At 63.3% G+C, this 13,506-nt stretch carries 14 protein-coding genes; 10 read left to right on the forward strand and 4 right to left on the reverse strand.

Features of this window, described 5'->3' with window-relative positions; genetic code table 11:
- The first annotated feature begins 3 nt into the window (after positions 1–3).
- Positions 4–1,020: a flagellar motor protein MotB gene (gene motB, locus CCOS191_RS02895; RefSeq protein ID WP_046853990.1), complete on the forward strand. Its 1,017-nt coding sequence runs from the start codon at positions 4–6 to the stop codon at positions 1,018–1,020.
- Positions 1,021–1,052: 32 nt separating this feature from the next.
- Here motB and CCOS191_RS02900 read toward each other — a convergent pair whose 3' ends face one another.
- Both CCOS191_RS02900 and rsgA read right to left on the reverse strand, forming a co-directional pair.
- The gene (locus CCOS191_RS02900) at positions 1,053–1,532 is read right to left on the reverse strand and encodes a hypothetical protein (protein WP_046853991.1); all 480 of its coding nucleotides are present in this window, start codon (positions 1,530–1,532) and stop codon (positions 1,053–1,055) included.
- 146 nt (positions 1,533–1,678) lie between these two features.
- Positions 1,679–2,710: a small ribosomal subunit biogenesis GTPase RsgA gene (gene rsgA, locus CCOS191_RS02905; protein WP_046853992.1), complete on the reverse strand. Its 1,032-nt coding sequence runs from the start codon at positions 2,708–2,710 to the stop codon at positions 1,679–1,681.
- 108 nt (positions 2,711–2,818) lie between these two features.
- Between rsgA and orn the strand changes: the two genes are divergently transcribed.
- Together orn and CCOS191_RS02915 are read left to right on the forward strand one after the other, a co-directional pair.
- The gene (orn, locus tag CCOS191_RS02910; protein ID WP_046853993.1) at positions 2,819–3,361 is read left to right on the forward strand and encodes an oligoribonuclease; all 543 of its coding nucleotides are present in this window, start codon (positions 2,819–2,821) and stop codon (positions 3,359–3,361) included.
- 88 nt (positions 3,362–3,449) lie between these two features.
- A complete protein-coding gene (locus tag CCOS191_RS02915) occupies positions 3,450–4,061 on the forward strand; it encodes a trimeric intracellular cation channel family protein (protein ID WP_023630647.1) in 612 nt (203 codons plus the stop codon).
- Between the two features lie 743 nt (positions 4,062–4,804).
- On the opposite strand, the gene CCOS191_RS27800 is transcribed toward CCOS191_RS02915, so the two are convergent.
- Both CCOS191_RS27800 and queG read right to left on the reverse strand, forming a co-directional pair.
- Complete coding sequence (locus CCOS191_RS27800) at positions 4,805–5,074, reverse strand: hypothetical protein (protein WP_172670867.1); 270 nt, start codon at positions 5,072–5,074, stop codon at positions 4,805–4,807.
- Positions 5,010–6,074: a tRNA epoxyqueuosine(34) reductase QueG gene (gene queG, locus CCOS191_RS02920; protein WP_046853994.1), complete on the reverse strand. Its 1,065-nt coding sequence runs from the start codon at positions 6,072–6,074 to the stop codon at positions 5,010–5,012. Before queG ends, CCOS191_RS27800 begins: the two co-directional genes overlap by 65 nt.
- Before the next feature lie 64 nt (positions 6,075–6,138).
- Here queG and CCOS191_RS02925 point away from each other — a divergent pair, with 64 nt between their 5' ends.
- From CCOS191_RS02925 to hflX, 7 genes are all read left to right on the forward strand, one after another.
- Positions 6,139–6,990 carry an NAD(P)H-hydrate dehydratase gene (locus tag CCOS191_RS02925; RefSeq protein WP_046853995.1) on the forward strand — a complete coding sequence of 284 codons (852 nt, stop codon included), beginning with the start codon at positions 6,139–6,141 and terminating at the stop codon, positions 6,988–6,990.
- Positions 6,978–7,451 (forward strand): tRNA (adenosine(37)-N6)-threonylcarbamoyltransferase complex ATPase subunit type 1 TsaE, encoded by a 474-nt coding sequence (gene tsaE / locus CCOS191_RS02930; protein ID WP_046853996.1) that lies wholly within the window; start codon positions 6,978–6,980, stop codon positions 7,449–7,451. The genes CCOS191_RS02925 and tsaE overlap by 13 nt, the downstream gene beginning before the upstream one ends.
- Positions 7,452–8,894: an N-acetylmuramoyl-L-alanine amidase gene (locus CCOS191_RS02935; RefSeq protein ID WP_401109062.1), complete on the forward strand. Its 1,443-nt coding sequence runs from the start codon at positions 7,452–7,454 to the stop codon at positions 8,892–8,894.
- Positions 8,891–10,789 carry a DNA mismatch repair endonuclease MutL gene (gene mutL / locus CCOS191_RS02940; RefSeq protein ID WP_046853998.1) on the forward strand — a complete coding sequence of 633 codons (1,899 nt, stop codon included), beginning with the start codon at positions 8,891–8,893 and terminating at the stop codon, positions 10,787–10,789. Before CCOS191_RS02935 ends, mutL begins: the two co-directional genes overlap by 4 nt.
- A gap of 1 nt (position 10,790) precedes the next feature.
- Positions 10,791–11,762, forward strand: a complete 972-nt coding sequence (gene miaA / locus CCOS191_RS02945) for a tRNA (adenosine(37)-N6)-dimethylallyltransferase MiaA (protein ID WP_023629893.1) — start codon at positions 10,791–10,793, stop codon at positions 11,760–11,762.
- Between the two features lie 94 nt (positions 11,763–11,856).
- Positions 11,857–12,117, forward strand: coding sequence for an RNA chaperone Hfq (hfq, locus tag CCOS191_RS02950; RefSeq protein WP_023629894.1), 261 nt, complete (start codon positions 11,857–11,859; stop codon positions 12,115–12,117).
- A gap of 18 nt (positions 12,118–12,135) precedes the next feature.
- Positions 12,136–13,437 carry a ribosome rescue GTPase HflX gene (gene hflX / locus CCOS191_RS02955; protein ID WP_023629895.1) on the forward strand — a complete coding sequence of 434 codons (1,302 nt, stop codon included), beginning with the start codon at positions 12,136–12,138 and terminating at the stop codon, positions 13,435–13,437.
- Positions 13,438–13,506: the final 69 nt, after the last annotated feature.

Consider the following 13,506-nt stretch of genomic DNA (forward strand, 5'->3'; position numbering starts at 1 on the left):
GCCATGGAGAACAATCAGCCCATCATCGTCAAGCGCGTCAAGCGCTTTGGCGACGGCCATCACGGCGGCGCCTGGAAAATCGCCTTCGCCGACTTCGCCACGGCGATGATGGCGTTCTTCCTGGTGCTGTGGTTGCTGTCGACCGCCACGCCCGAGCAGAAGATCGCCATCGCCGGTTACTTCAAGGACCCGATCGGTTTCTCCGAAAGCGGTACGCCCTACATCATCGATCTGGGTGGCTCGCCAGAACTGGCACCGGAAAAGACCATCAACCCGGAAGTGAAGTCCGAGCCGACGCCGGATACCAGCCTGCAACTGGACAAGGATCAGGTCGAGACCATGGCCGAGCAGGTCGAGCGCGAGCGCCTCGAGCTGCTGCTGCAGGAGCTGCAGAACAAGGTCGAGGAAAACCCGCAGCTGCAGAAGTTCAAGGACCAGATCCTGTTCGAGATCACCCAGGACGGCCTGCGCATCCAGATCATGGACGCCGAGAACCGGCCGATGTTCGACCTGGGCAGCGCACGCCTGCAGCCGTATTTCGAAGATATCCTGCTGGCCATGGCCGACACCATCAAGGCGGTGCCGAACAAGATCAGCATCAGTGGCCATACCGATGCCAAGCCGTACTCCGGCACTGGCGACTTCGGCAACTGGGAGCTGTCGGCCAACCGCGCCAACGCGGCGCGTCGTGCATTGGTCGCCGGTGGCTATCCGGATGAGCAGGTGGCCCGTGTGGTCGGTTATGCATCGTCGTCGCTGTTCGACCGTGCCAACCCGTTCAACCCGGTCAACCGCCGTATCGACATCATCGTCCTCACCAAGAAGGCGCAACGCGATATCGAGGGTGAACAGGGCAAGCCGGAGGCTGCGCCGCCTGCCGCTGAAGCACCGCCTGCGGACACTGCACCAGGTGCGGCCGCGACACCGGGCGATACGCCAATGCAACCGCGCGAGCTGCGTCAGAAGCTGAACATCTTCGAGGATGGTGTGTTGAAGATGGATGAGGCCAAAGACCAGTAAGTGACAGGGGCCGCTTTGCGGCCCCGATGCATTCAGAACCCCCGCCTGATCTTGGCCTTTAGATCGGCATGGAAAAAATCCGCGTTGTCCCTGTCCGACACTACGCCACCCCCGGCCGGCGAAGCCATGGCCCGGCCAAAGGTCTGCTCGTCATGATAGGCGCGCACGAACAGGTCTATATGCTCTCGTTCCCGCATTACTGGCCACTTGCCCAGCCTTTGGGGCAGGTCAACCGAGCCAGCATGGTAGAAAGTCACCCGTCGATGCATCATGGCCGCTGCGCCCAGTAGCCAGGCCGTCCACCAGTCTTCGGCATGGGCCTCGCAGAGCACGCCGATCCAGTGAGTGGCATCGGCCATGTGTTGGCAAAAGCTGCCATGCAGGTCGTCGTGGGTCTGCCCTTCACTGTCGAAGGGGACGAGTTGGGTGGGAATGCCTTCTAGTAGCAGACGCTCGTTCAGGATTAAGGCATCGAGCCGTTCGTTCTGGTGGTAACTGATGAATACCGGCATCTGTGCTGCCCTCCCTGATCAATACCGACGACAAGGCCATGACCATCAGGGAAAGCAGCGGAAGGGACAATAGGTGACCGCGAAACCGGAGCGGTCCTACCTGCTCCGGTAAAATTTCCTACGATGCTAGCGTGCTTGCCGCCACCTCAATAGGTGTCTTCCGGCAAGCTGGCGATGATCGAGCGGTAGCTGTTCATTCGCTGTTGCGTAACGCTGCCGTCTTCCAGGGCCTTGAGCAGCGCACAGCCGGGCTCGCGGTCATGCTTGCAGTCGCGGAAGCGGCAGTTGCCGATCAGTTCGCGGAATTCGATGAAGCCATCCTCGACATCATCACGGCTGACATGGCCCAGGCCGAATTCACGGATGCCCGGCGAGTCGATCAGGTCACCGCCATTGGGGAAGTGGTAGAGGCGCGCGGTAGTGGTGGTGTGGGTGCCCTGGCCGGACCATTCCGACAGGTCGCCGACACGGGTGCCCGCATCAGGCAGCAGGCTGTTGACCAGCGAGGACTTGCCCACGCCCGACTGGCCGACGAACACGCTGATATGACCATCGAGCGTCTGCTGCAAGCGCTGCATGCCATCGCCCTGGTGCGCCGAAACCTCCAGCAGCGGGTAGCCCAGGCCACGGTAGACCTCAAGCATGGCGTTGAGGGTCGGGGCGTTCTCGTCGTTGATCAGGTCGGCCTTGTTCAGCAGCAGCAGCGGGCGGATGCCGGCATGCTCGGCGGCGACCAGGTAACGGTCGATCAGGTTGGGGTGCGGTTCGGGCGCAGGGGCGAAGACAATGACGATCAGGTCGACGTTGGCTGCCACCGGCTTGAGCTGGCCATGGTTGTTCGGCCGGCACAGCTCGGTGCTGCGCGGCATCTGCGCGACGATCACGCCGATGCCCTGGTTGCCGGCGCGCCAGACCACACGGTCGCCGGTCACCAGCGCCGGCAGGTTGGCCCGCAGGTGGCAGCGGAACACCTGGCCCGCGGCCTCGCCGTCCTGGGCCTCGACCTCGACTTGCACGCCGAAGTGGGCAATCACCAGGCCCAGTTGCTCCGGCCCCAGGTCGCCACCCTCCAGTTCCTGCAGTACATGCTGCTCGCGTTTGGCGGCGCGAGCGGCGCGTTCACCCTGGATCTTTTCGATGCGCCAGTTCTGGCGGCGGTTGAGCTGGCGTTTGGCCATGAAGGTTCCGTGTCGGCGGGGCAGAAAGAAAACGGCAGGCAGTTTAGCACGGCGCGCCCAACACCCGTTCGCTAGGCTAATATGACGGCCTATTCGAGGAGCCCTTTCATGCAAAACCCACAGAACCTGATCTGGATCGATCTGGAGATGACCGGCCTGGATCCGGACAACGACGTCATCATCGAGATGGCCACCATCGTCACCGACAGCGAGCTGAACACCCTGGCTGAAGGCCCGGTGATCGCCATCCACCACAGCGACGAAGTGCTGGCGCGCATGGACGAGTGGAACACCCGCACCCATGGCGCCTCGGGCCTGACCCAGCGTGTGCGCGAGAGCAAGGTGAGCATGGCCGAGGCAGAGGCGCAGACCATCGCCTTCCTTGAGCAGTGGGTACCGAAGGGCAAGTCGCCGATCTGTGGCAACAGCATCTGCCAGGACCGCCGTTTCCTCTATCGGCACATGCGCGAGCTGGAAAACTACTTCCACTATCGCAACCTCGATGTGTCCACGCTCAAGGAACTGGCCGCGCGCTGGGCGCCGGAAGTGCGTGACAGCTTCAAGAAGGGCAACACCCATTTGGCGCTGGATGATATCCGTGAGTCGATTGGCGAACTGCGTCACTACCGTGAGCATTTCATCAAGGTCTGACCTTGTGCGCCGATGATCGTCGGCGCGCCCCTTTTGGTGCCCCGCGTGACTGGGTAGACTGCGCGCCTTTCCCGCACGGACCTGCACCATGTTGCTGATGCTCTATCTCATCGCCATCACCGCCGAGGCCATGACCGGCGCCCTGTCCGCTGGCCGCCGCGGCATGGACTGGTTCGGCGTGGTGCTGATCGCCTGCGTCACCGCGCTGGGTGGCGGCTCGGTGCGTGACGTGCTGCTCGGGCACTACCCGCTGACCTGGGTGAAGCATCCCGAGTACCTGGTGCTGACCAGCTTCGCGGCGCTGCTGACCATCTTCATCGCGCCCTTGATGCGCCACCTGCGGTCGTTGTTCCTGGTGCTCGACGCCCTGGGTCTCGTGGCGTTCACTCTGATCGGCTGCATGACCGCGCTGGAGATGGGGCAGGGGTTCCTTGTCGCCTCCATCAGCGGAGTGATTACCGGGGTGTTTGGCGGCATCCTGCGGGACATCTTCTGCAACGATATTCCGTTGGTGTTTCGGCGTGAGCTGTATGCCAGTGTTTCGTTCGCGGCGGCGTGGTTCTATCTTGGGTGTGTTTACTTCAAGGTGCCGGCGGAGCAGGCCATGCTGCTGACACTGTTTGGTGGTTTTCTGGTGCGATTGTTGGCGATTCGGTTTCATTGGGAGATGCCGAAGTTTCATTACAATGATCAGCAATAGCGGATTTTTGCGGCGTAGCCACTGTATTCAGAATTGTTCTGGCGGGACTGTAACTGTAGTCATATAGCCATTGTTCAGAAAAGTTGCTTGCTCTTGCTCTGCTTTTGCTTCTAAGTGCGCGATAGTTCAGGCAACACAAATTGCGACTTCAGGAGGCCGAACGTAGGTCTTGCGGAGGGAGGTGACGGGCATGGATGCCCGTCAAGCGCTGCGCCCCAGGATGGGGCGTTCAGCGCGGTCCTCCCGGGAGCAAGGCCGGAGTGAGGGGACCCCGAAGCGAAGCGTAGGGGCCGGATGAATGGAGCGAGGATTTTTTGGTTCCTTTTTGATCCTTCAAAAAGGGACCCGCCGTAAGGGCGGAAAGGTGATTATGCGTCACCATCGCAAATGAATGCGCATATAACTTTCGAGACACACGCTGTGTAAGTCAAAGTCAAAGTCAAAGTCAAAGTCAAAGTCAGTCGGCATCGGTTTTTATAGTTGTAAGTGCATTCATTTACGATGTCGACGCACAGTCACCTTTTCGCCTTTACGGCGAGTTCCTTTTTGTCGTGGCAAAAAGGAACCAAAAACCGTGCGCTCCATTCATCCGGCCCTCCGCTTCGCTCCGGGTTCCCTCACTCCGGCCTTGCTCCCGGGAGGACCGCGCTGAACGCCCCATCCTGGGGCGCAGCGCTTGACGGGCATCCATGCCCGTCACCTCCCTCCGCAAGACCTGCGTTCGGCCTCCTGAAGTCGCGAAGTTACGGGCGGCGCCTGCACTGGCGCAGCTGGCGCTCGCAGGCTATGGGGTTGACCTTTTGATCGCCAAAGGCAAAGGCAAAGGCAAAGGCAAAGGCAAAGGCAAAGGCAAAGGCAAAGGCAAAGGCAAAGGCAAAGGCAAAGGCAAAGGCAAAGGCAAAGGCAAAGGCAAAGGCAAAGGCAAAGGCAAAGTCGCAGCAGCGAGCTTCAAAGGGCGTTGTGGCGAGCCAGGGCCCATTCCACGTGTTCGCGTACCAGTTCCGAAGGATCATCCCTACGCGCATTGAGCGCCTCCAGCACGGGGATGGTCGACGGTGCGTTGCCAAGCCCCACCGCGAGGTTGCGCAGGAACCGTTCATACCCCGCCCGGCGCAATGGCGAGCCTTCGGTGCAGCCGAGAAAGCGCTTTTCGTCCCACAGGAACAGTTCGGCCAGTTCGATATTGTCCAGCCCCCGGCGGGGCATGAAGTCGTCTTCGGTCGTGGTCTTGGCGAAACGGTTCCACGGACAGACGATCTGGCAATCATCGCAACCAAACACCCGGTTACCGATCAATGAACGCAGTTCCAGTGGTATGGCCCCGCGCAATTCGATGGTCAGGTACGAGATGCAGCGCCGGGCATCGAGCTGATAGGGCCCGACGAACGCCTGGGTCGGACAGATGTCCAGGCAGGCCTGGCAACGCCCGCAATGATCGCTGCCCTGCACGCCGTCGATCGGCAGCGGCAAGTCGACGAACAACTCGGCGAGGAAGAAATAGCTGCCCGCCTTGCGGTTGAGCAGCAGGGTGTTCTTGCCGATCCAGCCAAGGCCAGCCTCCTGGGCCAAGGCCTTCTCCAGCACCGGGGCGCTGTCGACGAAGGCGCGGTAGCCGAACGGGCCGATGGCTTCCTGGATGCGGTCGGCGAAGTGCTGCACACGCTTGCGCACCAGCTTGTGGTAGTCGCGGCCCAGGGCGTAGCGCGAGATGTAGGCTTTTTCCGGCTCTGCCAGGCGCTTGGCCATCTGCGTGTCGCCGGGAAGGTAGTCCATGCGCAGCGAGATCACCCGCAACGTGCCGGGTATCAGCTCGGCCGGGCGCGAGCGCTTGTTGCCATGCTCGCCCATGTACTCCATCTCGCCGTTATGGCCGGCGGCCAGCCAACGCTGCAGGTGCTGTTCGTGCTCGCCAAGGTCGACACCGGCGATGCCGACATGGGCAAAACCGAGTTCGCGGCCCCAATCCTTGATCGATTGGGCCAGTGTGGCGATGTCTGGAAGGTCGGCGGACATGGATGAACAAGCATTACAAGCGGAGGTGCGTATAATTCTGCCAGACATCGGAGCCTTTGACCCCATGCCTCAGACCAAACACCCCCCATTACCGCTCAGCAGCCTGACCTTGGCCAGGTTGCCGCCACGTGCCGCTGATGCCCACAAGGGCGATTTCGGCCATGTGCTGGTGGTCGGCGGCGACCTCGGCACAGGCGGCGCGGTCATGCTCAGTGGCGAGGCAGCGTTGCGTTGCGGCGCCGGCCTAGTCAGCGTGGCCACTCGCCCCGAGCACGTTGCTGCGGGGCTGACACGCCTGCCCGAGACCATGTGGTTGGGCGTGAGCTCGGCCAACCAGCTGATGGCGCTGCTCGAGCGTGCCACGGTACTGGTGGTCGGCCCTGGCCTCGGCCAGGCCGGGTGGGGGCGCAGCCTGTTGTCGGCGGTGGCCAATGCCCACCGGCCACAGGTGTGGGACGCCGATGCGCTCAACTTGCTGGCGCGCACGCCACTGGCACTGCCCAGCGGCAGCATCCTCACCCCGCACCCCGGCGAGGCCGCGCGCCTGCTGGGGATTTCCACCGAGGCGGTGCAGGCCGACCGGCCGGGTGCGGCGCGCAAGCTGGCGCGTCGCTACGCCAGCGTCTGCGTGCTCAAGGGCGCCGGCACGTTGGTGGCCGACCCTGCCGGGCAGTTGGCGTTTTGCGGCCGTGGGCACCCAGCCATGGCCGGTGCCGGATTGGGCGATGTTTTGACAGGCGTGCTGGCAGCCTTGCTGGCCCAGGGGCTGGACGCCTGGCAGGCCGCGTGCCTGGGGGTGTGGCTGCATGCGTGCGCGGGCGAGCGGTTGGGTGTCAAAGGTAGAGGACTGGCGGCCAGTGATCTGGTGCCGGTCATAAGAGCGTTATTGGAGGAGCATTCAGCGTGTCAGGCATAACCCTGTTTCTGGGCGACGAGGACGCCACCGTCGCCTTTGGCGCGAAACTGGCCGAAGTGACCAAAGGTCACGGTGTGATTTTTCTCGAGGGCGACCTGGGGGCCGGCAAAACCACCCTGTCCCGTGGGCTGATCCGTGGCCTGGGTCATACCGGCCCGGTAAAAAGTCCGACATTTACCGTGGTTGAACCCTACGAGATTGGTGAGATTCGCGCCTTCCACTTCGACCTCTATCGCCTGGTCGACCCGGAAGAGCTTGAATTCATGGGTATTCGCGATTATTTCGAGGGCGATGCATTGTGCCTGTTCGAATGGCCCGATAAAGGCGCGGGCGTTTTGCCAAAGCCCGACCTGACCATTACCATAAGCCCGCAAGCGGGCGGACGTTCGCTGAACCTGTCGCCGCAGGGGGCACGCGGCGAAGCCTGGTGTGCCGTTCTGGCCAAAGAATTCATACAGTAAGTGGGGAAAGGTATGCGCATACGCGCACTGGTCGCTGTCGTTGGGCTGCTGCTGACCGCGGTGACCGTTGACGCTCTGGCCGTCACTCAAGTCAAGAGCATGCGCCTGTGGCGCGCTCCGGACAACACGCGGCTGGTCTTCGACCTGTCCGGGCCTGTGCAGCACAGCGTCTTCACCCTCACCGCTCCCGATCGCCTGGTGATCGACATCAACGGTGCCACCCTGGGGGCGCCGCTGAACGTCTCCACCTCGAACACGCCGATCACCAGCGTGCGTTCGGCCCAGCGCACGCCAACCGACCTGCGCGTGGTGGTCGACCTGAAGAAAGCCGTGTCGCCGAAGAGCTTCACCCTGGCCCCGAACGCCCAGTACGGCAACCGCCTGGTGGTCGACCTGTACGACCAGGAAGCCGACGCCATCGCCGCCAGCAATCCGACCCCGCCGCCGACACCGCAGCCACCGGCCACCACGCCGGCGGTGCCCGTCACCCCGGCGCAGCCGGCGATCAAGTTGCCACCGGCACCGAGTGGCAAGCGTGACATCGTGGTCGCCATCGACGCCGGCCACGGCGGCGAAGACCCGGGCGCGTCCGGCTCGCGTGGCCAGCACGAGAAAGACATCGTGCTGGATATCGCCAAGGAACTGCAGCGCCAGATCAACTCCGAGAAGGGTTACCGCGCCGAGCTGACCCGCACCGGCGACTACTTCATCCCGCTGCGCAAGCGCACCGAGATCGCCCGCAAGAAGGGCGCCGACCTGTTCGTCTCGATCCACGCCGACGCCGCGCCGTCCAAGGCGGCCTTCGGCGCCTCGGTGTTCGCCCTGTCCGACCGCGGTGCCACCTCCGAGACCGCCCGCTGGCTGGCCGACACGGAAAACCGCTCCGACCTGATCGGCGGTGCTGGCAACGTCAGCCTCGACGACAAGGACCGCATGCTGGCCGGCGTGCTGCTCGACTTGTCGATGACCGCCACCCTCAGTTCCAGCCTCAATGTCGGGCAGAAGGTACTGGGCAACATGGGCCGGGTCACGCCGCTGCACAAGCAGCGGGTGGAACAGGCCGGGTTCATGGTGTTGAAGTCGCCGGACATCCCGTCGATCCTCGTTGAAACCGGGTTCATCTCCAATGCCAACGAGGCGGCCAAGCTGGCGACCCGCAGTCATCAGCAGGCCTTGGCGCGTTCGATCCATACCGGTGTGCGTCAGTTCTTCCAGCAGAACCCGCCGCCGGGCACCTACATTGCCTGGCTGCGTGACAGCGGCAAGATCGCCCAGGGGCCGCGTGAGCACACCGTGCGACCTGGCGAGACCCTGGCGATGATCGCCGTGCGCTACCAGGTGAGTGTTGCCGCCCTGCGCAGTAGCAACAGCCTGAAAAGCGATGAGTTGAAAGTCGGCCAGCACCTCGACATTCCGACCACCGCCCTGGCGTCCCAGCAATGAGTGGCGGCTCGCGCATCCAGCTGCTCAGCCCGCGGCTGGCCAACCAGATCGCCGCCGGCGAGGTGGTCGAGCGCCCTGCGTCGGTGGCCAAGGAACTGCTGGAAAACAGCCTCGACTCCGGTGCCCGGCGTATCGAAGTCGAGGTCGAACAGGGCGGCGTGAAGTTGCTGCGGGTGCGCGACAACGGCAGCGGCATTGCTCCTGACGACTTGCCGCTGGCCCTGGCGCGCCACGCCACCAGCAAGATTCGTGAGCTGGAAGACCTCGAAGGCGTGCTCAGCCTCGGGTTTCGCGGCGAGGCGCTGGCATCGATCAGCTCGGTCGCCCGCCTGACCCTCACCTCGCGTACTGCCGAGGCCAGCGAGGCCTGGCAGGTGGAGACCGAGGGGCGCGACATGCTCCCGCGGGTGCAGCCGGCGGCTCATCCGGTCGGCACCTCGGTCGAAGTGCGTGACCTGTTCTTCAATACCCCGGCCCGACGCAAGTTCCTCAAGGCCGAAAAGACCGAATTCGATCACCTGCAGGAAGTGATCCGGCGTCTGGCGCTGGCGCGTTTCGACGTGGGCTTTCACCTGCGGCACAACGGCAAGACCATCTTCAGCCTGCATGAGGCCGCCGACGAGATGGCGCGGGCGCGGCGCGTCGGCACCATCTGCGGCCCAGGCTTCCTCGAGCAGGCGCTGCCGATCGATGTCGAGCGCAACGGTCTGCGCCTGTGGGGTTGGGTGGGCTTGCCGACCTTCTCGCGCAGCCAGGCCGACCTGCAGTACTTCTTCGTCAATGGCCGCGCGGTGCGCGACAAGCTGGTCGCCCATGCGGTGCGCCAGGCTTATCGGGATGTGCTGTTCAATGGTCGGCACCCGACTTTCGTGCTGTTCCTCGAGTGCGACCCGACCGGCGTGGACGTCAACGTCCATCCGACCAAGCACGAAGTGCGCTTCCGAGAAGGGCGCATGGTCCATGACTTCCTCTACGGCACCTTGCACCGTGCCTTGGCCGATGTGCGCCCGGAAGACCAGCTTGCCGCGCCGGCGGCCACCGACGAACTGGTCCGCCCCAGCGGCTTGCAGGCTGGCGAGTTCGGCCCCCAGGGCGAAATGCGCCTGGCCTCGCCAGTGCTCGAGCAGCCTCAGGGCGAGCAGCGGGGGTTCGCTTCGAGCGGTTCGGGCGCGAGCTATCAGTACCAGTACACGCCCAGGCCCTCCCAGCCGCTGAATGCTGGCGAGGCTCAGGCGGCCTACCGCGAGTTCTACGCCCCCCTGGACAATGCCGCCGCCGCGCCGAGCGCGTTGCCGGAAAGCCAGGGCGATATTCCACCGCTCGGCTACGCGCTGGCGCAGCTCAAGGGGATCTACATCCTTGCCGAGAACGCCGTCGGCCTGGTGCTGGTGGATATGCATGCCGCCCATGAGCGGATCATGTACGAGCGTCTGAAAGTGGCCATGGCCAGCGAAGGCTTGAGCGGCCAGCCATTGCTGGTGCCCGAGTCGCTGGCATTGAGCCAGCGCGAAGCCGACTGCGCCGAGGAACATGCCCAATGGTTCCAGCGCCTGGGCTTCGAACTGCAGCGCCTGGGCCCGGAAACCCTGGCGATCCGCCAGATCCCGGCCTTGCTCAAGCAGGCCGAGGCCAATCGCCTGGTGCAGGATGTGCTGGCCGACCTCATGGAGTACGGCACCAGTGACCGTATCCAGGCGCACCTCAACGAGCTGCTGGGGACCATGGCCTGCCATGGCGCGGTGCGGGCCAACCGGCGCCTGGCCATCCCCGAGATGAACGCCTTGCTGCGCGACATGGAGAACACCGAGCGCAGCGGCCAGTGCAACCACGGCCGACCGACCTGGACCCAGATGGGCCTGGACGATCTGGACAAGCTGTTCCTGCGGGGCCGATGACATGAGTGCCAGACCTCCGGCGATTTTCCTCATGGGCCCGACTGCGGCCGGCAAGACCGACCTGGCGATCGAGCTGACCAGCAAGCTGCCCTGCGAGCTGATCAGTGTCGACTCGGCGCTGGTCTATCGCGGCATGGACATCGGTACCGCCAAGCCCTCCAAGGAAGTGCTGGCCGCCCATCCGCACCGCCTGATCGACATTCTCGACCCCGCCGAAAGCTACTCGGCCAAGCGTTTCTGCACCGATGCTCTCCAAGCCATGGCCGAGATCACCGCGCGCGGCAAGATCCCGCTGCTGGTCGGCGGCACCATGCTCTACTACAAGGCACTGGTCGATGGCCTGGCGGACATGCCGCCGGCCGATGCCACGGTGCGCGCCGAGCTCGAGGCACAGGCGCAGGCCCTCGGCCTGGCCGAATTGCACCGGCAACTGGCCGAAGTCGATCCGGAGTCGGCGGCGCGTATTCATCCGAATGACCCGCAGCGGCTGATCCGTGCGCTTGAAGTGTACAAAGTGAGCGGCGAGAGCATGACCGCCCACCGTCAGCGTCAATACGCGCAAAGTAGCGGCGCAGACGCAGGCGCGGGCGAGCATTTGCCCTATACTGTCGCCAGCCTGGCGATAGCGCCTACAGATCGTCACATTTTGCATCAGCGAATTGCGTTACGATTTTCACAGATGCTGGAACAGGGCTTTGTCGACGAGGTCCGAACGCTGCGGGCCAGAAGTGACTTGCACGCCGAGCTGCCGTCTATAAGGGCAGTGGGGTATCGGCAGGTCTGGGACTACCTCGACGGCAAGCTGACTGAGAATGAGATGCGTGAACGCGGTATCATTGCCACGCGTCAGCTGGCCAAGCGGCAATTCACCTGGTTGCGCGGCTGGTCCGACGTCCACTGGCTGGATAGCCTGGCCTGCGACAATCTGTCCCGCACCTTGAAATACCTGGGGACCGTCTCCATATTGAGCTGAGTCCCTGCCAGTTGCCGTCTATTCTTGCGAAGGGGCGGCATAATTTATCGATTTTCTTGATTTTCTATTATTGATCCTTACAGGAGTGCGGCATATGTCAAAAGGGCATTCGCTACAAGACCCTTACTTGAACACCTTGAGAAAAGAAAAAGTCCCGGTTTCGATCTATCTGGTCAACGGGATCAAGCTGCAGGGCCAGATCGAATCCTTCGACCAGTTCGTCGTGCTGCTGAAAAACACCGTCAGCCAGATGGTCTACAAGCACGCCATTTCGACCGTCGTCCCCGCACGCCCGGTTCGTCTGCCAAGCCCGACCGATGGTGAGCACGGCGACAGCGAGCCAGGCAACGCTTGAAAAAAGTAGGAGCCTGCATTGTTCTTTGAGCGCCACGGTGGTGGTGAGCGAGCGTTGCTCGTTCACTTGGAAGGTCAGAACCCTGAGGCGCGCGAAGACCCGCAGGAGTTTCAGGAGCTGGCGCTGTCGGCCGGAGCCGATATCGTTTCGCTGGTGACAGTGGCGCGGCATCAGCCCACCGCCAAGTTTCTGATCGGCAGTGGCAAGGTCGAGGAGTTGCGCGACCTGGTCCATTCGGCCGAAGCCGACCTTGTGATTTTCAATCACACCCTCACGCCCAGCCAGGAACGCAACCTCGAGCGCGTCTTCGAGTGTCGCGTGCTGGACCGTACCGGGCTGATTCTCGATATCTTCGCCCAGCGGGCGCGTACTCACGAAGGCAAGCTGCAGGTCGAACTGGCCCAGCTCGAGCACATGAGCACGCGACTGGTACGCGGTTGGACCCACCTTGAGCGGCAGAAAGGCGGTATCGGCCTGCGTGGCCCGGGTGAAACCCAGCTCGAAACCGACCGCCGCCTGCTGCGGGTGCGCCTGCGTCAGATCAAGGCACGCCTGGAGAAGGTGCGCAGCCAGCGCGAGCAGGCCCGTCGTGGGCGCAAGCGCGCCGACATTCCTTCGGTGTCGCTGGTGGGTTATACCAACGCCGGTAAATCGACCCTGTTCAACGCACTCACGCAATCCGATGTGTATGCCGCGGACCAGCTGTTCGCCACCCTCGACCCGACCTTGCGCCGGCTCGAGCTGGCCGACCTGGGGCCGATCGTGCTGGCCGACACCGTAGGTTTCATCCGCCACCTGCCGCACAAACTGGTCGAGGCATTTCGGGCTACGCTCGAAGAGTCGAGCAACTCCGACCTGCTGTTGCACGTGATCGATGCCCATGAGCCCGAGCGCATGGAGCAGATTGAACAGGTACTGGCGGTGCTGGGCGAGATCGGTGCCGAGAGCTTGCCGATCCTCGAGGTCTATAACAAACTCGACCTGCTCGAAGATGTCGAGCCGCAGATCCAGCGCGATGCCGATGGCAAGCCGCAGCGGGTCTGGGTATCGGCACGCGATGGACGAGGCCTGGAGCTGGTTGGCCAGGCGATTGCCGAGTTGCTGGGGGACGACCTGTATGTCGGAACCCTGTGCCTGGAGCAACGGTTTGCCCGCCTGCGCGCGCAATTCTTTGCCCTGGGTGCCGTGCAGAGTGAAGAGCATGATGAAGAAGGGCGCAGCCTGCTGAGCGTGCGACTGCCCAGGGTCGAGCTGAATCGCCTGGTCAGCCGCGAAGGCATGGAGCCGCAAGTGTTTGTCGAGCAACACACTTTGCAATAAATGCCCGTCGAGGTCGCCGGGCAGCCGTGACAGGCATTCTGTAGCATTGGACGGCGCGCCGTGGGCGCG

The organism is Pseudomonas sp. CCOS 191 (assembly GCF_001007005.1).
In the GTDB taxonomy this organism is placed as follows: domain Bacteria; phylum Pseudomonadota; class Gammaproteobacteria; order Pseudomonadales; family Pseudomonadaceae; genus Aquipseudomonas; species Aquipseudomonas soli.